This window comes from Chloroflexota bacterium (assembly GCA_016235055.1).
Taxonomy (GTDB): Bacteria; Chloroflexota; Anaerolineae; order JACRMK01; family JACRMK01; genus JACRMK01.
Genome location: JACRMK010000045.1, coordinates 1 through 19821 on the forward strand (window position 1 = coordinate 1; position 19821 = coordinate 19821).

Annotated in this window: 18 protein-coding genes; 8 read left to right on the forward strand and 10 right to left on the reverse strand. The window is 65.3% G+C overall.

What is annotated here, in order from left to right; all coding sequences use genetic code 11:
• Positions 1-130: 130 nt before the first annotated feature.
• The 6 genes from HZB53_10380 to HZB53_10405 all read right to left on the reverse strand — a co-directional run bounded on the left by HZB53_10380 (position 131) and on the right by HZB53_10405 (position 4850).
• Complete coding sequence (locus HZB53_10380) at positions 131-829, reverse strand: alcohol dehydrogenase catalytic domain-containing protein (protein MBI5878050.1); 699 nt, start codon at positions 827-829, stop codon at positions 131-133.
• A 45-nt stretch (positions 830-874) separates the two neighbouring features.
• Positions 875-1171, reverse strand: a complete 297-nt coding sequence (locus HZB53_10385; GenBank protein MBI5878051.1) for a hypothetical protein — start codon at positions 1169-1171, stop codon at positions 875-877.
• Between the two features lie 70 nt (positions 1172-1241).
• Complete coding sequence (locus HZB53_10390) at positions 1242-2315, reverse strand: methyltransferase domain-containing protein (protein MBI5878052.1); 1074 nt, start codon at positions 2313-2315, stop codon at positions 1242-1244.
• A 960-nt stretch (positions 2316-3275) separates the two neighbouring features.
• On the reverse strand, positions 3276-3470 hold the full coding sequence (locus HZB53_10395) for a heavy metal translocating P-type ATPase metal-binding domain-containing protein (protein MBI5878053.1): 195 nt from the start codon (positions 3468-3470) through the stop codon (positions 3276-3278).
• On the reverse strand, positions 3464-4204 hold the full coding sequence (locus HZB53_10400) for a sulfite exporter TauE/SafE family protein (GenBank protein MBI5878054.1): 741 nt from the start codon (positions 4202-4204) through the stop codon (positions 3464-3466). Before HZB53_10400 ends, HZB53_10395 begins: the two co-directional genes overlap by 7 nt.
• 4 nt (positions 4205-4208) lie before the next feature.
• Positions 4209-4850: a FixH family protein gene (locus HZB53_10405; protein ID MBI5878055.1), complete on the reverse strand. Its 642-nt coding sequence runs from the start codon at positions 4848-4850 to the stop codon at positions 4209-4211.
• Between the two features lie 488 nt (positions 4851-5338).
• Here HZB53_10405 and HZB53_10410 point away from each other — a divergent pair, with 488 nt between their 5' ends.
• The 8 genes from HZB53_10410 to HZB53_10445 all read left to right on the forward strand — a co-directional run bounded on the left by HZB53_10410 (position 5339) and on the right by HZB53_10445 (position 14578).
• Positions 5339-5917 carry a hypothetical protein gene (locus HZB53_10410; GenBank protein MBI5878056.1) on the forward strand — a complete coding sequence of 193 codons (579 nt, stop codon included), beginning with the start codon at positions 5339-5341 and terminating at the stop codon, positions 5915-5917.
• A 94-nt stretch (positions 5918-6011) separates the two neighbouring features.
• Positions 6012-6932 carry a 4Fe-4S binding protein gene (locus tag HZB53_10415; protein MBI5878057.1) on the forward strand — a complete coding sequence of 307 codons (921 nt, stop codon included), beginning with the start codon at positions 6012-6014 and terminating at the stop codon, positions 6930-6932.
• A 31-nt stretch (positions 6933-6963) separates the two neighbouring features.
• On the forward strand, positions 6964-7653 hold the full coding sequence (locus HZB53_10420; GenBank protein MBI5878058.1) for a hypothetical protein: 690 nt from the start codon (positions 6964-6966) through the stop codon (positions 7651-7653).
• A gap of 93 nt (positions 7654-7746) precedes the next feature.
• The gene (locus tag HZB53_10425; GenBank protein ID MBI5878059.1) at positions 7747-8445 is read left to right on the forward strand and encodes a response regulator transcription factor; all 699 of its coding nucleotides are present in this window, start codon (positions 7747-7749) and stop codon (positions 8443-8445) included.
• A gap of 9 nt (positions 8446-8454) precedes the next feature.
• Positions 8455-9840: a HAMP domain-containing histidine kinase gene (locus HZB53_10430; GenBank protein MBI5878060.1), complete on the forward strand. Its 1386-nt coding sequence runs from the start codon at positions 8455-8457 to the stop codon at positions 9838-9840.
• Positions 9841-10075: 235 nt separating this feature from the next.
• Positions 10076-11245, forward strand: a complete 1170-nt coding sequence (locus HZB53_10435) for a Fic family protein (GenBank protein MBI5878061.1) — start codon at positions 10076-10078, stop codon at positions 11243-11245.
• 10 nt (positions 11246-11255) lie between these two features.
• A complete protein-coding gene (locus tag HZB53_10440) occupies positions 11256-12647 on the forward strand; it encodes a neutral/alkaline non-lysosomal ceramidase N-terminal domain-containing protein (GenBank protein MBI5878062.1) in 1392 nt (463 codons plus the stop codon).
• Positions 12648-13117: 470 nt separating this feature from the next.
• Positions 13118-14578: a hypothetical protein gene (locus tag HZB53_10445; protein MBI5878063.1), complete on the forward strand. Its 1461-nt coding sequence runs from the start codon at positions 13118-13120 to the stop codon at positions 14576-14578.
• 80 nt (positions 14579-14658) lie between these two features.
• On the opposite strand, the gene HZB53_10450 is transcribed toward HZB53_10445, so the two are convergent.
• The 4 genes from HZB53_10450 to HZB53_10465 are packed head-to-tail and all read right to left on the reverse strand — an operon-like array spanning position 14659 to position 19701.
• The gene (locus HZB53_10450; GenBank protein ID MBI5878064.1) at positions 14659-16266 is read right to left on the reverse strand and encodes a thiamine pyrophosphate-binding protein; all 1608 of its coding nucleotides are present in this window, start codon (positions 16264-16266) and stop codon (positions 14659-14661) included.
• Positions 16267-16310: 44 nt separating this feature from the next.
• Complete coding sequence (locus HZB53_10455) at positions 16311-18584, reverse strand: phospholipid carrier-dependent glycosyltransferase (GenBank protein MBI5878065.1); 2274 nt, start codon at positions 18582-18584, stop codon at positions 16311-16313.
• Positions 18581-18964, reverse strand: coding sequence for a DUF2304 domain-containing protein (locus HZB53_10460; protein ID MBI5878066.1), 384 nt, complete (start codon positions 18962-18964; stop codon positions 18581-18583). The genes HZB53_10455 and HZB53_10460 overlap by 4 nt, the downstream gene beginning before the upstream one ends.
• Complete coding sequence (locus HZB53_10465) at positions 18961-19701, reverse strand: glycosyltransferase family 2 protein (GenBank protein MBI5878067.1); 741 nt, start codon at positions 19699-19701, stop codon at positions 18961-18963. The genes HZB53_10460 and HZB53_10465 overlap by 4 nt, the downstream gene beginning before the upstream one ends.
• Between the last annotated feature and the right edge of the window lie 120 nt (positions 19702-19821).

Below are 19821 nucleotides of genomic sequence, written 5' to 3' on the forward strand. Positions count from 1 at the left end.
GCGTTGGCTCGATACCAAGCGCTTCCAACTGACACGCTTTCTCCGGTTCATCCGGCGCGAACTGGAAGCGATCTATGGCGTCGTCAACGTCATTCACGCTACCGTCGCCCCGCGCTTATGAATTTTGGATCTACTGAGTCTTGGGGTTGACGGAATGCGTCGCGCCGAACTGGTGCGCCGTTTCCAGTTTGTTTTCGAGCAGGTCCACGGCGATGATCGGGTACGCGCCGGCGATGCGCGCGGCCTGCACCGAGTTCAGCCCGACGCCGCCGGTGCCGATCACCACGACACTACTGCCCGCCTTGATCTGCGCCGTGTTCAACACAGCGCCCGCGCCCGTGATCACGCCGCAGGCCAGCAGTGCCGCAACTTCGAAGTGCAAGTCGTCGGGCATATGCACGATCTGCGATTCGTGCACAACGACTTCCTCCGCAAACGATGCCGTGCGCAGGCCCTGCCGCAGCGACTGGCCGCGCGCATTGCGCAGCGGGCTCTGCTTGTCAAGCGCGAAAACCGTCTCGCAGCGTTGCGGAAATCCCTGCAGGCAGTAGAAACAGTGTCCGCACGAGCGGATGAGCGTCACGATCACGCGGTCGCCCGGCTTGTACGCCGTCACGCCCGCGCCGACCTCCAACACCGTGCCGGACGACTCGTGCCCGGCGACGACCGGCACGGTGCCTGCCCACTCGCCATTGACGGCGTGTACATCACTATGACACATGCCGGTGACGGCGATCTTGACGCGCACTTCGCCTGCGTGTGGCGGGTCAAGCGTGATGTCTTCGACAACCAACGGTTTGCCCAATTCGTAGCAGATTGCGGCTTTCATGAGCGCCTCCTTGTGTCAGACCTCGCGGGCTATGCGGCAGCGCCGCTACGTCGCTACATTGTAGAACTCGCGGCGCCCGCCCTCCACCAGCGCCGTCATGCGCTCGAACCAGGCCGCGAAGTGGGCATCGCCATAAATTTGCGGCCCGCGGGATTCCCAGGCACTGAAGCTATCGAACTCGGCCTCGCTGACTACGGTGAAGAACGGGCCGCTCAGGTCGGTGAGGATGCGCGCATTGCGGCCAGCGCCAGCGGGCCACAAAACGTTGCCCTCCTTCAGCAACTCGACCAGTTCATTGCCTTTGCCATATTTCGCCTGAAAGACGCCACGGACTACGATCATGGGAGCCTCCTTGGGCTGAATGTAGTTTGCCAGACCTCGCGGGTCTTCGAGACCCGCGAGGTCTACGTGCCTACGGCGTGATCTCGTATACGATCCAACCTGGATGTTCGACCGGCAAGCGGCGGACGCCGGCGAAGCCCGCCTCCGCGCAGAACTGGCGCACCTTCGGTTCGGGCAAGCCGAAGGTGCCCAGCCCAGCGCCGCCTTGCGAAAGCGAGGTCGTCATGCAGTACATCAGGCTGAAGCCATACACAAATGTAGCGCGCGGCCCGATATTTTCGGTGAAATTATCGGCGCAGTTCCATTCCTGCATGATGTACGCGCCGCCCGCAGAAAGCGCCCCGTGAATCGAGCGCAGCAACCCCAGCGGATCGGGCGAATCGTGCACGACGTCGAAGGTCGTGATAATGTCATACTGCTCCGGCAGCCCCTGCGCGCCGTCGAGCACTTCGAAGCGCACACGCTCGGCCAATCCGGCCGCCTGCGCGTTCTGCCGGGCGCGCTCCACGGCGGGTGCGAAGATATCGTAGCCCGTGAATTGCGAGCGTGGGAATGCCGCAGCGAGCTTCAGAACGGCGCGCCCGGCGCCGCAGCCGATATCGGCAACGTGCGCGCCCTGTTCCAGCCGCGTCCGCACCGCCGGCATGGCGGGCAGGATGCTGCTCAGTAGGTGGACTTCGGCGAAAGCGGCCATCGCGCGCTCAAGCCCCACCCACGTGTCGGCATCGTACTCCTGCGGGTGGATGCCGCCGCCGTTGCGAAATGCATCCGGCAAGCGGTGCGCCATCGCCGCCAGGTTCAGCATGAACTGGTGCGTGCCGCCGAAGAACACGCTGTGATCATCGGTCGCCAGCACGTCGACGTGCTCGGGCGGCAGGCTGAAGCGCCCGGAGTCGGCACTATATGTGAGATAGCCCGCCGCGTGCATACCGTACAGCCACTCGCGCACGTAGCGCTCGTGCAGTGCGAGCCTGGCCGCCAATTCTGCACTGGCCGCCGGGCCGTTGGCTGCGAGGTCTTTGAACAGGCCGAGCCGGTCGCCGAGGTTGGCCATGACCAGCGCCGAAAATCCGGCCGTGTCGCCCACCACTTGCTTGATGAACGCTTTTTGCTTCTCGGCATCGAGCGCGACGGGTTCGCTCATCGTCGTTCCTCCTGTGGGCGAACTGAGAAGGTTCCTCCGTGTTGTATGCGGCGACGCTCGGAATACCAGGCGACGGCATGCGGTTGGCGCCGAATATGCGGCTGCCCTTCCGCGCTCGCAGCGCGCCGGCCACCAAACACAAAACGCCAGCGTCGCGCGACCGTCGCCGGTCGCGTTGCTGGCGTTATGTTGAGCAGAACTCTCGTTTGTCGTGCGCGTCGTCTGGCCATCGGCTTCCCTCGGAGTGAGCGCGAAACACCGAACGGCGACTCTGCTATTGCGGGCATTCTACATCATATGGAGGCGCCAATGCAAGATTTTCGACGAGGGCGCGACCCAGGGCTTGTGAAATCCTGCGCGAGTTTCCCGCCACTCCTCCATCATATCTTTGCAGTCGACCGCCGCGCTGATAATTGAAGGAGGGGACGTGGCCGTGAAATAATCAACTTCAGGGGACTCTCAATGAAGGGCAGGCGGCGTGTACTCAGTGGCATGGCGCTCGATCTGGAGAAAATTCCGATTCGGCGTGCGCCCCTTCTCTCCTGTGTATGGACTGGCACCATGCCGTTTTAGAGCAATTTCACTAATGACCCGCTACGGCCAGTGGGCGGCGAGACGAGGTCAAGGTTTCTCAGCCGCTGCGCGGCTTCGAAATGACGGCACCGGCGCACAGTCATTTCGAAGGCACGCAGTGCCTGAGAAATCTTGGCGGCCCAGCATGCTGCGCCCCGGCATGGATTACACGCAGTGACAGATCGCGTATCAGTTGTTTCTTGAAAATGCTCTAATGCCGGACGATTGGCAAAAGCGGGGATCGACGCCCGGAAAAATGTCGCCGCGTGGAAGCCGGCGCCTTGTCGCGGCCGGAAGAACTGTGTTCGAGCGAGGGAAACAAAACAGCGGGCTGAATGATGCTGTTCAGCCCGCTGTCGGTGTTGGCACAGCCTGCGGATCGCGCACTTACCGGCCCCGCAGTGCCCTGCGATCGGCTTCCTCTTCCTTCCTGACCTGCTCCAGCAGCCCTTCCTCGCGCAGGAATTCGTAGACGCTCAGGCAACCGTTACAGCAGAAGTTCAGCGCCTGTCCATTGAATCTCTTGGTGACGGGGTGTTTGGCTTCCGCGTGGCAGTGCGCGCACAGTACAGGCGCTACCATAGCATCACCGGACCGATGATCAGTGGGGGAATGATATTGGCCGCCGACAGCCCGCGCAGGATCGTCTGCACCGCGAAGAGCAGAATCAGCACGCCGGCGAAGACCTGCAAGCGGCCGCGCAGTTGAGGGCTCAGCATGTTCGCCGCCAGGCCAAAGCCCAGCAACGTCGGCACCGTGCCGAGACCGAACGCGAGCATTGTCAGCGCGCCGCCCCACGGCGTCTGCGTGCTGGCGGCGACCACGAGCATCGCAAAGACGAGACCGCACGGCAGCAACCCCCAGAGCATCCCCAGCCCCACGCTCGCCGCTAGCGTGCGCCGGCCGAACAGCCCGCGCATCGTCTTCAGCGGTGACGCGCCGCCCGTGAGCGATGCGAGGGCGACTTCGATCGGCGGCAGCACCCGCATCAGGCTGAGCGCAACCAGAATCATCGCGACGCCGACAACCACAGAGAACGCGCCTTGCCAGCCCACCAGCCCGCCGAACTGCTCGAGCAACGAGCCGGCCAGCCCGATCAGCGTGCCGAGCAGCGCATAGGTCGTGATGCGCCCCACATGCACCGGCGCCAGCACGCCGATGCGCGCCAGCATGCCGGGACGCGCGCCGCCGGTCGCGGCCAGCGCCGGCTGGCGCGCCGAATAGATCGCCACAATACCCCCGCACATGCCGAGGCAGTGCCCAAAACTGCTGATCACGCCGGTGATGAACGCCAGGATCAGATTGTTGATGAGCATGGCGCTACAGCCAGACCGTGAAGAAAGCGGATTGCGTCGCGCCCGCGCGCAGGATCTTGACCTCGATCAGCCACAGACCGCGCATCGTCCAGAACGCCTGGGCGCGATACGTGCCGCTGCCGGCCACCGGCGCGCTCGGGGCGCTCGGCGGCATCCACATGCCCGGCATCGTCAGGTTGAGGCTGACCTGGGCATCGTTGACCGGCTGGCCCTTATCGTCGACCAGCTTCACATCGAATGTGCCCATCTGGAAGCTGGCTGGCGGATATGGCGCGATCGCCAGCGTGACCGTCTGGCTGCCGATTTTTTGCACGGCCATGTTATCCGCCAGCTTCGGCGCATCGGCGGGCCGGACTAACGGCTTGCCATCGGCGGTCGTCGCCGCCAGGCCGCCGGTGCCGCCGCTCGGCGGCGTAACGCCTTCCGGCAGGCTGGCCTGCCCGCCCATCATACCGCCAGGACCACGGCCGCCCATCATGCCCGGCCCCCGGCCCTGGCCGTACCCCGGCGCGGTCTGTCCGGCCGCCGCCGGCACACTCGCAGCAGCCGCATAGCGTTGCTGCATTATAAAGAACATCGCGCCGAACAGGCCGAGCGCCACCACAAACGTGACGGCGGCCGTAATGACGATCACTTTGATTTTCATGGTCCAAACCTTTCCTGATAGGGGATTATACGCTCCTGCTTGAGCGTCGCGCAAGCCGCTTTGACTGCTGGGTATAACGCCAAACTGTCGGGGTTGAGAGTGATTGTCATGCCGGCATGGTGTTAGCCGGCATCCACTCTAACCAGAATCTGGGATTTCCGTTACGAACCCCTTAAGTGGATTCCGGCCAGAAACATGCCGGAATGACGGGTTGACCTACCGCGCGGCCCGACACTTTTGCGGTATACCCTGACTGCTTTGACGCCAGCGTTTGAAGGTTTTAAGCGCACAGCGCAGATCGTCACCACTCTAGCACAACGATGTGGAGAAGTTATGGAGGCACGGCCATAATGCGCATAGCGCACGTCGCAGCCATCTCCACAACTACCCCATTCACCCTCCATCAGATCTCCACAGCCATCCGGTAGAGTAGTAATTGAGAACGGGACGCAATCCCGATAACAACTACCACATAGGAGACAGTCAAGATGAAAAGCAAGATTCTGGTTCTCAGCGGTATGGTGTCAGGTCTGGTCCTCGCCGCAGTCGTCGCATTCGCCGCGCTCTCGGCTCCGGCCGCCTACGCGCAAGGCCCGGTCGGCACCCCGGCCCCGCGCGGCCCCGGCTACGGTGGCATGATGGGTGGCGGCGGCTATGGCGGCATGATGGGCGGCCCGGCCAACTTGCTGGTCGCCGTCGCGGCCAAGGTGCTCGGCATCGAGCAGGCCGACCTGGTGAAGGCGCTCAGCGGCGGCCAGACGATCGCCGATGTGGCGAAGTCGAAGGGCGTCGCGACCGACAAGATCGTCGATGCGTTCGTCGCCCAGCGCGCCGAGTTCCTGCAGAGCGCCGTGGCGAGCGGCCGCCTGACCCAGGCGCAGGCCGACGCGAACCTCGCGGCCATGAAGGCGCACATCGCGACCCAGTTGACGGCCAAGTTCACGCCCGGCAACGGCCCGGCCTTCGCTGACAGCGATAACGACGGCATCTGCGACAACCTGGAAAACGGCACGCAGCCCGGCACGCACATGCAGAATGGCGGCATGCGCGGACGCTGGAACCGGTAAGCCACCTACATACGTCCCAACTTCCCCTGCGAAGGCCACAAGCCTTCGCAGGGGTCTTTCAGGACACGAACTCTCCCCGATCGGCCAGGCAACCATGAACACACCGCTCTCCCGCAAGTATATCGGCACCCCATCCATCTCGCCCGCCATTGCGCGCCGCAAGCGCATGGCTTGGACCCAGCGCATTCGCCACCTGACGCAGGCCGCTTTCGCCGCCATCATCCTCTACTTCAGCGTTGTGCACGGTCTCGCGAACATCGACGGCGTCGTGCCGTCCATCGATGCGCTCTGTCCCTTCGGCGGCCTCGAAACCGCCTGGCAGTTCATCTCCACCGGCGGCCAGTACGTGTCAAAGACGCACCTCTCCAACATCGTCCTGCTCGGCGGCCTGGCGCTCGGCGTCCTGCTGGCCGGCGGCGCATTCTGTGGCTGGGTCTGCCCCTTCGGCGCGGTGCAGGACCTGCTGACCTGGGTGCGTGGCAAGCTGCACATCCGGCCGATCGAAGTCTCGCCGCGCGTCGACCGCATCCTGCGCTTCGGCCGCTATCTGATGCTGGGCCTGCTCATCTACCAGACGATTGCGAGCGTGAAGCTCTGGTTCGCCGACTGGGATCCATACCGCACACTCTTCGGGCTCGGCTGGCTGTTCGAGTTCAATCCGGTTGAATCGTGGTTCGCCTACAGTGTCGTGATCGTCGTGCTCGGCGCGTCGCTCTTCGTCGAGCGCGCCTGGTGCCGCTACGCCTGCCCGCTTGGCGGCGCCATCAGCCTGGCCGGCAACCTGAGCCTGACGCGCATCCGCCGCGAGACGGACGCCTGCAAGGTCTGCAACCTGTGCGAGCGCCCGTGCCCGGTCAAGCTGCCCGTGGCCACCGCCACACAGATCAGCAGCGACTGCATCGGCTGCTTGGCCTGCGTGGATGCCTGCCCTCGGCACGGCGCGCTGGAAGTGCGCTTGCGCCCCGCGTGGATCGACTGGGCCAGGAACCTTGCGCGGCGCGTGAAGCCGGCCTGAGCCACAAAACGCTGACGAACGGAGAACGACCATGCGTATCCATCCTTTCTTCCTGCCAATCCTGATGATTGTGTCCGTGCTCGGATCGATTGTGCTGGCGCAGGCGAGCGGCAACTGGACGACGAGCGGCCGCACGGCGATCGACCCGAATACGATGACGACCGCGGATATCAAAGGCTGGATGACGTTACAGCAGGTGATGGACGGCCTGCGCCTCAGTCCGCCGGATCTCTACGCGGCCGCCGGCGTGCCGGCCGATGTGGCGCCATCCACTGCGCTGAAAGACCTGGAATCGTTGGCGCCGGGCTTCTCGATCACGACGCTGCGCGAGAAGCTCACCGCCGCCGGGTCGGCAGCGACGATCCCGGCCGCCCCGGTTGCGGCGACAGCGGCGGCCAGCACCGCCGCGCCAACGGCCATTCCGGTCGCGACCGCGATACCCGCTGCGACTCCCGCCGCCGATCACGCCGCAACCGGCACGGGCGCCGGCCCGACGCCGCTGCCGCCCGGCCAGGTGCTGGCCGCGAAGGACATCAAGGGTCGCATGACGCTCAACGAGGTCGCCCAGCAGTGCGCGGTGCCGCTCGATGCGCTGGTCAAGGGGCTGAAGCTCCCGGCCGGCACGAGCCCGGCCACGGCGATCAAAGACCCGATCACGCAGGGCGCCCTCACCGATGTCACCGACGTGCAGAAAGTGGTCGAAGCGCTGCAAGCGAAGTAGAATAAGACGAAGCACACGCTCTCACTCTCTCCTTTCGGCGGGCATCTCCCATCAGTGAGTGGAGATGCTCGCCGGTATGCACCCGGCAAACCTATGGCGCAACGCATCCTGGTCGTGGACGACGACAAGCAGATCGTCCGGCTCCTGCACTCCTATCTCACGCAAGACGGCTTTAGCGTGCTGACCGCCGCCGACGGCGACGAGGCGCTGCACGCCATCCGGCGCGAGCGGCCCGATGCGGTTGTGCTCGACCTGATGCTGCCGAAGCGCGACGGCTGGGAGGTCACGCGCACCGTGCGCGCCGACGAGCACCTGCGCGGCACACCGATCCTGATGCTGACCGCGCGCGTGGAAGACGCCGACAAGATCCTCGGACTGGAGCTCGGCGCCGACGACTACGTGACCAAGCCGTTCAACCCGCGCGAGATCGTGGCGCGCGTGCGCGCGCTGCTGCGGCGGGCCGGGGGCGCGCCGGCGCCGGCGCGCATCGTGCAGGTGCGCGGCCTGCGGCTCGACCTCGACCAGCACGCCGCCAGCATCGACGGTCGCGCGCTGGACCTGACGCCGTCGGAGTTTGCGATCCTACAGGCGCTACTCGAAAACGCCAACCACGCGTTCACGCGCGGCGAACTGATCGAGAAGGCGCTCGGCTATGCCTACGAAGGTCTGGAGCGCACGGTGGACAGCCATATCAAAAACCTGCGCCGCAAGATCGAGGCGGACCCGGCGCACCCGGCATACATCGAGACGGTCTTCGGCGTCGGCTATCGCGTGAGCGACGCGCACCCGTAGGAGACGACTATTATGAATCGCTTATGGGTGCGCCTGAGCCTGGCGTTTCTGCTCGTCACGCTGATCGGCGTCGGCGTGGTGGCCGCCGCGGCCAACTGGTCCGCCGGCAACCAGTTCCGGCAGTACCTGGCGCGGCAGGACTCGCTGGCGGAGAGCGGTCTGCGCGACGCACTGGCCGGGTACTTCGACCAGACCGGCAACTGGAACGGCGTGGATGCCGTGTTCACAGCCTTTGGCGGGCCGGGCAGCGGCCGGGGCATGGGCGCCATGATGGGGCGCGGGCCGGTGATGGTGCTGGCCGATGCCAGCGGCCGGGTGGTGTACGACCCGCGCGGCATGCACACCGCGAGCGCCCTGACCGATGCCGAGCGGCGCGACGCGCTGCCGATTGTCGCACGGGGTGGCACAACCGGGTATCTGCTGGTCACCGGCGCGGGTATGGGCATGATGACACCGCTCGACCAGTCATACCTCGATCAGGTGCGCAATTCGCTGGGGATCGCCGCCGTGCTGGCCGGGTTGGCCGGCGTCGGGTTGGGGTTGGTCATCAGCCGCACCATCGCCGCGCCGCTGACCCGGCTGGCCGCCGCCGCGCGCGCCTTTGCCGCGCACGACTGGAACACGCGCGTCGCCATCGCCGGCACGTCGGAGGTCGCCGACGTCTCGCGCGCGTTCAACGAGATGGCCGACGCGGTGCAGCAATCGGAAGCGCAGCGCCGCAACATGGTGGCCGACGTGGCGCACGAGCTGCGCACGCCGTTGACGGTCCTGCAGGGCAACCTGCGCGCGATGCTGGACGGCGTCTACCCGCTGGAGCGCGGCGAGATCGCGACGCTGTACGACGAAACGCGCCTGCTGTCGCGGCTGGTGGACGACTTGCGCGAGATCGCGCTGGCCGAGGCCGGACAACTGCCGCTCAACCTGCAATCGCTGGATCCGCGCGCCGCCGTGCAGGCGGCTGTCGCCCGGTTCGCGGCCGTCGCGGACATGCAGGGCATCACGCTGGCCGACGAATCCGCCGGCGCGCTGCCCGCCGTGCGCGCCGATGCCGACCGGCTGGCGCAGGTGCTGCAGAACCTGCTCAGCAACGCGTTGCGCTACACGCCGGAAGGCGGGCGCATCACGCTGGCCGCCGAGCCGCACGGCGCGGGCGTGCGCATCTGCGTGCAGGACTCCGGCGAGGGCATCCCGCCCGACGACCTGCCGCGCATCTTCGACCGCTTCTATCGCAGCGACCGCGCGCGCGCGCGGCACAGCGGCGGCAGCGGGCTGGGGCTGACGATCGCCCGCACGCTCGTCGAGGCGATGGGCGGGACGATCGGCGCGGAGAGCGCGCCGGGGCAGGGCGCGCGCTTCTGGTTCACGCTGGCGGCGGACAACACAACGCTCCAGTGATCTGAAGGTGAAGCCCTGCAACGAATTCCCTGTCAGTCTGAGTGGCCGGTACTATGCCTTACCCATCGCACGGGTTAACGGGAAGGTGAGCTATGCGCGGTTCGTAAGCCAGATCGCTTTGTATGGAACCCACTGGTCAAGTTATTGATTTCTCGCACTGCGTTATTTTAAGATTGTATGGTTTGGTATAATAATGGTGTCGGTATTTTGAGATAGTGAAACATAGCGAGGTGCAATGGATCGCGGAGTAACTGGCCGGTACGAAAGCACCGTTATCGGCGGCGAAGCGGTACGAGCGTTTGTCCCCAACCCGCTTCCCCCCAACCCGCCGCTCGACCTTGCAAACGGACGGCAGCGCTTGCTGGAACGCGCCACGCTGGCGCTGGGTCGCCTTGACAGCATCACGCTGCTTTTGCCCGATCCCAACATCTTTCTCTATGCCTATGTGCGGCGCGAGGCGGTGCTTTCGTCGCAAATAGAAGGAACACAATCCTCACTCGCCGATCTGTTGTTGTTCGAACTGGAAGAAGCGCCGGGCGTGCCATTCGATGACGTGGTCGAGGTCTCTAACTATGTCGCCGCTCAGGAACACGGCATGCAACGTTTGCGCGAGGGCTTTCCGCTATCGAATCGGCTGTTTCGCGAAATGCACGCGATTATGCTCTCACGCGGCCGAGGGAGCGAAAGAACGCCGGGCGAGTTTCGGCGCACACAAAACTGGATCGGCGGCACACGCCCGGGCAATGCGCACTTCGTTCCTCCACCGCCTGCCCATGTCGAGGAGTGCATGGCGGCGCTGGAGGGTTTCATCCACGACGAGCGCGCGCCCTATCCGTCGCTCATAAAAGCCGGGCTGGCGCATGTACAATTCGAGACGATACACCCGTTCCTGGACGGCAACGGGCGCGTCGGGCGCATGCTGATCGCGTTTCTGCTGCATCATAGCGGCGCCCTCTCCAGGCCGATGCTCTACCTAAGCCTCTATTTCAAGCAGCACCGGGCAGAGTATTATCGCTTGCTGGATCAGGTCCGCACCACTGGCGATTGGGAAGCGTGGCTGGACTTTTTCCTGGAAGGCGTCGAGAGCACGGCGACGAACGCCGTACAGACCGCCCAACGCCTGCTGACGCTGTTCGGTGAGGATACGAACCGGGTGCAGGCCGGCGGGCGATCCGCAGCCAGCACCTTGCGCGTCTTCAATGCACTGCGCGAGCGCCCGCTCCTGACGTTAAATGAGGCACAACATCGCACAAGGCTTTCATTCGCCACTACGGCGAAGGGCATGAACAGCCTGGCTGCGCTGGGCGTTGTCCGGGAACTGACCGGGCAACGGCGAAACCGCGTATTCGCATACGACCGCTATCTTGCCATTCTCAACGAAGGCATCGAACCAACGCAAACGTGAGGATCATTGAATGACCATCACCGTCAAGTTCCCGTTCACCCGCTGCTGCTTCGGCGTCACCGTGCGCGATGTGACGCCGCCGGTCGGCATCTACGCGCGCTCGTGGGGCGCGGCGACGCACGACGCCGCCGACGGTATCCACCGCCCATTCACGGCGACCGCGGCGATCATGGCGCCGTTCGTGGGCGACGCGCCGGTGCTGGCGCTTGTCGCGCTTGATGTCGGCTGGTTCCAGAACCTCGCCGACGAGCGCGCACTGCGCGGCGAAGTCATGCGCGCGACTGGCCTGCCCGAAGACGCGCTGTTGATCAACTTTTCGCACACGCACGCGGGCGCGAACGTCAACTCGCAGTTGAGCGGCGTGGACGGCGCGGAACTGATCGCGCCGTATCTGGCGCGATTGGCGGGCGAGGTCGCGGCGGCCGTCAACGCCGCGAAGCAAGCGCTCGTCCCGGCGTGGATCGCTTATGGCACCGGGCGCTGCGCGCTGGCCAAGAACCGCGACTACTGGGACGCCGAGAAGGGCGCGTACGCCTGCGGCTTCAACCCCGACGCGGAGGCCGACGACACGCTGATCGTCGCGCGCGTGACGGACGAAGGCGGCCACGTGCTGGCCACGCTGTTCAACTACGCCTGCCACCCGACGACGCTCGCCTGGCAGAACCGCCTGCTCTCGCCGGACTTCATCGGCGCGGCGCGCGAAGTCCTTGAAAATGCGTTCGGCGCGCCCGCGCTATTCCTGCAGGGCGCGTCGGGCGAACTCGCTCCGCGCGACAACTACGTCGGCGCGGCGCAGACTGCCGACCGCAACGGGCGCCAATTGGGCTACGCGGCCGCGGCGGCGATCGAGGGACTGCCGCCCGCCGGCACGCGCTTCGTCTACACCGGCATGGTATCGTCCGGCGCCAACCTCGGCACATGGTCGTATGCGGCGCGCACGGCGGAGGAGAACGCGGGGGCGAGCGTGCTGTCGGCGCACATGCGGGCGGTCGAACTGGAGCGCAAGCCGCTGCCGACCATCGCCGAACTCGAAGCGCGGCTGGCGCAGTCGAGCGACCGGCCGGAGCAGGAGCGCATCCGCCGGCGCATCTTCATCCAGCGCACGCTCGGCGAACATGGCAAAACACACGCGATGCCGTTCTGGGTCTGGCGGCTCGGCGAGGCCGTGCTGGTCGCTGTCGCGAACGAACTGTACTCGACGTTCCAGATCGAACTGCGCCGACGTTTTCCGGGCGTGCCAGTGATCGTCGCATGCATCACCAACGGCACGCTCGGCTACCTGGCGCCTGCGGCGATGTACGGCACGGGCGTCTATCAGGAACAGCAGTCGCCGTACAATCCGGGCTGTCTGGAGCAGGCGATCAAGGCAGTGGGGGACGTAGTGGAGGAACTGGCCGTCTAGCAGTCATTCCGGCGGAGGCCGGAATCCAGGCAACGCGCCCACGGCCTGCATGCTTGCCACACGCGGATATGGATGCCGGCTAACTACATGCCGGCATGACGGACTTGAACGCTCCGACAGTTCGTGGGTATACTCATCCGCCAATTTTCATTTGACTTGTCGCTACGAGTAGGCGTATACTCGCGACAATAGTCGAGAACACCAGTCGGTCAATGCGAAATTGACCGACACTACCATCAGTGCGCCTTCGCGCTCCATCGGGTGCGAGGGTCGAAAGTAGCAAGGCGTACATGCCGCCGATAGCGCGCAAAAGAGAACCGAACGCCAGCGATGCGACCCCAGTCGCCTCTCGCTGGCGTTATTGTTTGTGCCAATTAACCTAGCGTTAACCTTGTGTGTCATAAAAGACGCGGACTCTGAAAAACATAAACCGTCGTATAGGGCACCGCCTTTCGTGAAGGGAGTACGTTATGTCCCGCCGCTTTATATTCGTGATCAGCCTGCTCGTTATGCTCGTATTCGTTTTGACATGGGCCGCGTCGGCGCAGGTTGCTTTGCCGATCATGCGTGCATCAACGGTATCGTCGCCGGCAGTTGGAGGCGTGTTTGCCAGCATTACGCATACTACACAAGCCGATTTCCGGCGTGGCACCGTCATGGATGGGGTTCAGGTGTCAAACGACAATGGCGGAGAGATTCGGCTCTCGAATCTGGCGGGAGCGTCTGGCAACTGGACAACCCAGATCAGTATACCCGTCGCGGCTGGCGCTTTTGATGCGGTGGCATACGATGGCTATGTATTCGCCGTTGCGGCTGGGGATCAAACATACTCTGCCCCCATCGTATCGCCCGGCACGCTGGGAAACTGGCAAACACTGACCGTCTTGCCCAAGTCACTTTCCCGTGCCCGGTCCGCCGTATACAATGGCTACGTCTTCGTGGTCGGCGGCTACGGGAGCACATCGGTATATTCGGCGAGGATTAACGAGGGCGGCACGCTCGGACAATGGAATACGCTCAACGACATACCGTATGCGCTCTGGAATCATGCCGTCGTGGCATACAACGGCTTCTTGTATGCATTGGGAGGTGCCTACGGGTTCAGCGTGGCAGAGTGCAACGACGCAGTATACGTAGCGCCCATCAATGCTGACGGCACGATAGGCAGTTGGACAGTGGCCGGTCATTTGCCACGTACGTGTGTCTGGACGGCGGCTTTTGCCAATGCAGGTCATTTGACCGTTCTCCTGTCCAGTGGTTGGAGCATACCCTATGAGTACACGGCACCCTTGGATCCCACCGGTGCCGTTGGAAGCTGGACGGACACAAGCCATCTGTTGCCTCGAGCGGAGTTCGGATGGACGTCGTACGGCGGGTCATTGTTCGTGGCTGGCGGTCACAATGGCGTCTGCCCAACCTCAGAGACCATCACCTACCAAGCATTTCTCAGTGCGACCACCGGGGCCATGAGCGGTTGGAGCAACTACAATCCCATCCCTGCACCACGCCAATGGCCGGGCATGGCGGCATACGAGAGCTATCTTTTCGTCGCCGGGGGCGGCGATTGCAGCCAAGGCTATGCAACAGCGTGGTCAGCCCCGATTTATTTCGCAACCACAGTGGTCGATGCGGGAAGCTACTGGCATCGGTTCGATTTGGGCAGTGATCGCCGTGTGCGAAGCCTGAACTGGATTGGTCAAGCTAATGGAGGGTCGATAGAGGTCAGTTATCGCTTTGCGACGAACGGCAACCCCACGTTTTCGGCTTGGAGCGCGCCTTCGTCCGGCGGTCCGATGACGATAAATCAGACCGCGCGGTATTTGGAGTACCAGGTGCGCATGACCTCCGATAGGCTAGCGAGTCCGGTAGTGTCGGAGATCTGGCTGAATGTTGATCCTCTCGCCACCTTTTTGCCAGCGATCTTGCGCTGAACTTCGCGCACCCGTTCCCGAAAGACCCGCGAGGTCTGGCAGACCTCGCGGGTATGGTCGCTCTCGCCGCCGCCCCCATCTCACCCGCGCAGGGCGCGTATCATCGCCTGATAGGGCCCGGGGTCCACGCGCGCCGCGACCAGCACCGGGCCCGGATGGTCGCGCGTTTCCACCAGGCAGCGCTCGAGTTGCGGCGCGCTGTCGGCCCGCACGGCGCGCACCCCCATCGACTCGCCCAGCGCCACCCAATCCACAACGCCGGTGTCCGTGCTGGCGGTGCGATAGGCACGCGCCACCTGCTTGATCTGGATCAGGCTCAACGCCTGATCGTCGAACACGATGATGCGGAGTCGCGCCTGCACGCGCGCCGCCGTGCGCAGTTCGCCGAGGCACATCAGCAGCCCGCCATCGCCGGTGAAGGCGACCACGGGCGCAGCCGGTTCGAGCAGCGCGGCGCCGATCGCCGCCGGCAGCGCAAAGCCCATCGTCGCCAGACCGTTGGAGATCAGCACGCGATTGACGCCGTCGGCATCCCACAGCGCCATCACCGGAAACATGTGCGCCCCGGCATCCACCGTGACCTGCGCGCCGCGATAGACCTGCGCGACGGCATCCACGATGTGTTGGGGCCACAGCCGCCCGGCTTCCCCCGCCGGCTGCATCGCCGTGCGCTGCGCGCGAGCACGGTCCCCGACCGCCGCCATGTCCCATTCAGTCGCGGACGGCAACAGCGCGTCCAGCATCTCCAGCATCGTCGGCAGGTCGCCCGCCAGTTCCACGGTCACGGGCAAATGGTGCTGGTCGAGCGGCCACGGCGTGAGGCTGAAGAGCGGTTGCGAGTACCGCCACGGCCGGGCCAGCAACTCAACCTGGTCGAGGCCGACCGCGATGAACAGGTCGGCCTGTGCCAGCACCGGCGCTTCCAGCGCGCCATGCGTCAACACGCCGGCAAAACAGGGGTGCTGATCGGGGATCACGCCTTTGGCTTTGTAGGTGACCAGCGCCGGGACGCCGTGTCGCTCGCACAACACGCGCAACGCCGTCGCGGTCTGCGCATCGCGCGCGCCCAGACCGACAAGTAACAGCGGCCGGCGCGCACGCCGCAATTGCTGTTCCATCGCCGCCGGGAAGTTCGGCGCGGCCGGTGCGGTGCTTCGTGCGAACCGCTCGGGCACATCAGCGAGTTCGGCAGCGGCCGCATCGCTCACGTCTGCCGGCACGTCCAGGTGCACCGGCCCCGGTGGCGGGCCATAGGCAGCCGCCACCGCGCGCTGCATGACGGCCGCCGGTTCGGCGGCGGTCAGGCGCGCACTCCAGCGTGTCACCGGCGCGAGCAGCGCGCGCTGCTGCAGAGCCTGGTGCTGCATCACGGTGGCGGACTCAGGCAGGCAGTCGGTGAATGCCAGCAGCGGGATGCGATCGAGCAACGCATTCGCGATGCCGTTGGTCAGCGCGGCAGCGCCAGGCCCGAGCGTCGCCAGGCACGCGCCGATGCACCCCGTCAACTCGGCCTGAGCGCCGGCCATCATGGCGCCGCCGGTTTCGGTTTGTGACAGCACAAACGGCAGTTCGCATCGCGCCGCCGCTTCGATGATGTCGGTGTTGCTGCCGCCGCCCGGCATGCCAAAGAGGTAGCGGATACCCGCCATACGCAAAGCGCTGACGATCTGATCGGCTACGTTCGCCATCGGTAGTCCTTAGTCGCTAGTTGCTAGCCGCTAGTCGCTAGCAGCTAGTTGCTAGCTGCCAGCGTGACGAAATCCCCGGCCGGTCGTCCCTGGGCATCGGCGACGGGCAGGCGCGCGCCGGTACGCCAGTCGTACAGCCCCGCGATGACGCGGTATCCGCCCGGCGGCAGGTTGTCGGGCCGGCGGAATGCGTAGCGGTCGCTGACCGTCTCGCCGGCCATCCACGTGCTCGTCGGCCGGAAGCCGTCCACGGGCGGTCGATCGCTCTGCCACGCGACCCGGTTGTCCGCGCCGAGCAGTTGCACGAAGACCGTGTAATCCTGCGCGGGCTTCGACAGCGCGCGCCATTCAAGCGTGAGGTAAGCCGTCGATGACGTGGTGGATGGTGGACGCCAGTCCACCGCGTGCAATTCAATTTCGTCGCCAAACCGCGCGTTCACGTCGCGCGGCGCACCCGGCGGGAGCACGTCGTAACGCAGCAGCCGCGCATACGCGCTGTACGCGGCATCGTCTACCTTGAATGCGCGCGCTGATAGCCATGCTTCGACGGGGCGCGGCGCACTCCCGCCTGGCGACAGATCGCTGACGAGCCAGATCGTACCGTAACGCGCCAGCAGGCGATCCAGCAGTTCCAGTGTGCGCGCCGAGCCGTCGGCATGACGATCGAGCGCATACCAGCGCGGCAGAGCGCGATTCTGGTTGAGGAAGTAGCTCGTGCGCACATGGTTATCCAGCAGCATGACTTCGTTGCGACTCGCGCGCGCGGCGAAGTCGCGGAGCAGCCTGTCGTAGTCCGCGCCGCCACCATAGCGCGGATCATCGGCGGAACGCGCCAGCAGAAACAGCGGCGCGGCGACGGCGCCAAGCACGATCAGCGCCAGTACCGGGTGGGATAGCGGCTTGCGCGCCGCCACGTATAGCGCGATGACGGCCAGCACGCCAAAGCCCAGCATGACCACGAACAACAGGCCATCCGGCGTTCCGGCGCGCATCCACGCAAAATCCCACAGGTCGGTACGCCCCAGCAGCGACAGGTGCCCGATGACCGGCCACGCCTGCGCCAGCGCGCCAAGCTCGTCGCGCACATGATTGAAGCGCAGGAACGAGATCGTCGCTCCACCAACCTGCACCGCAACGCTCGCAGCGCAAATCAGCACAAACACGCCGGTTGTCCAGCGTGCACGCCGCTCTGAATCGAGCCAGAGCGCAACTGGCAACATCCAGAGCGGCAACAGCGGCACGAGGTAGCGCGGCCCCCAGGTCAGCCCTCCGTCCCAGAGGAAGTACACCGCATACAATCCGAGATGCATGATCGTCGTCGCGACGATGACCAGTGCTTCGGCGCGGAAACGACGCGCAAACAACGTAAAGGACCACAGGCTGGCGAACAGCAGCGGGTTATACCAGACAACCCCTTTCTGGCTGCTGACCAGCAGGCCCCACAGGCCGTCCAGCAGCGGGTGATCGAACGTCTCATAGGCCGGGTAGCCGGAGTTGAGTGGACTGCCATAGCGTACGGCGTTGTACAAGCCGATGCCGATCAGCGTCAATGCAACCGGCACGACCGCCGGCCACAGCGCCAGCAACCCATCCACGTAGGGGCGGTTCGCGAACCGCCCACGCGTTACCGGATTAGATTCTCGCGCAGGCCGATCTAGCCGCCTCGGCACAGGCGATACCCGCCACGCCAGCACGACGAGGTGAAGCAAAAACGGGGCGACGAACAGCGCGTTGACCAGCTTGGTTGCGACGGCGAGACTGACGGCGAAGCCGATCAGCCAGAGATGCCGCGTTCGCCGCTCCGCGCGCCACGCCACAACACCGTACAGCGTCGCCGTCAGCGTCAACGCCGAGATCGGCTCGGTAAAGTAGTAGCTCGCGTAGACCAGCGCGGAGGTGCCAAACGCCCAGAGCAGCGCCACGACCAGCGCGGTGCGCGGTCCGACGCCGAGCCGCTCGACCAGCCGGCACAGGATCACGGCGTTGAGCGCGGTGAGCAGCGCGCTCGTCAGCGTGACCGCCTGCACCATGCCCAGCCCGGGCCAGAAGAACGCCAGCAGGTACAGCGGCGCGGCAACCAGGCTCGCGCCGATGCCCGCTTTGGCGTACGATTCGCCGTCCGGCGCGACCGAGTCAATCGCATCCTGGTGCCACCAGAGCGGGCTGGTGACGAATTCGCCGCGCGTGACGAGACTTTCGGTCAGCGCGACTGTATATTGCGCGTCGCTCGAATGGAACAGGCCGGAGTAAAAGAGGAGAATGCCGGCCAGCACGGCTGCGAACAGCGAGAAGCGCGCACCCTGCGGAAGCGCGCTCACGGTGCGGGCGGGGCGGGGTCGCGGGGCGGCGCGCTCGCGGCTTCCTGCTCGCGCCGCAGTTCCTGCAGGGCGATGTGCTGGGACAGTTGCGTTACGCGGTCAGCCAGCACCGTCACCTGCACGCTGAAGTAGATCAGCAGCAGGATGATGAAGCCGAACGCCGCCATCGCCAGCGCGGAGGCTGGGAAGACCGCGCCGATCGCGCGGGTGAACAGTGCCTGCACCGGCTCGATCGTCACGAGCACCGCCGCGCCGATCAGCCCGGCCAGCCAGATCACGCCGTAGCCCACGTACATCCGGTTGCGCGCCAGCAGGTACAGCACGTACACCAGCAGGGCGGCGATGACCAGGTCGAAAACGATCACGCCCTGGACGGTCATGCGGAGCGCCTCCGCCCGTTGAAGGCGCGCGCCTGCACGACGGCGATGACGAGCAGGAGCAGCGTCTGCAGCGGGTACGTGAACGTGCTGATGAGCGAGTACATCGACTGGCCACTGGCCCGCTCGCGCACGACGATTGGCTCCTCGTGAATGCGGTAGCCAAGCAGCAGCATATACACCAGCAACTCGGCGTGGAAATCCACGAAGCGCACCCGCAGCAGTTCGCGCGCGGCGCTGGCGCGCAGCGCCTTGAAGCCGGACGTCGTGTCATAGATGCGCCGGCCGCTGGCCCACTGCGTTGTCATGGAGAAGAACCACATGCCGATGCGCCGGCCGAGCGGGCTGTGCCGGGTTGCCCGGCGGTGCGCGGGGTCCACGAAGCGCGAGCCGATCACCAGGTCGGCCCCCTCGCGCGCCAGCGCGTCGGTCAGCCGGCCGATGTCGCGCGCGTCGTGCTGGTTGTCCGCGTCGAAGAAGACGACCGTGCCGTAGCCGCGTTCCAGCGCGTAGCGCAGGCCCGTCTGCAAGGCGCGCGCATAGCCGAGGTTGCACGGCAGCGATAGCAGCGGAACGCCGTGCGCGCGCACCAGCGCCGGGGTGGCGTCGGCGGAGCCGTCGTTCACCACGACTACGTCGCAAGTGGGTGCTTCCGCGCGCACGGCATCCAGCACCGCTGTGATGCTGTCGGCCTCGTTGTAAGCCGGGATGATGACCAGCGTTCGTGTTTCGAGCGTCATACGTTCAGTCGCCCGCACATTATACTTGCGTCCTCCCACCCGGCGAAGTACCGACGGTTTTGGTCGGCGACAGCGATGCCTGGACATGCCCGTATTGGCCGGACACGTTTGCGGGCGCAC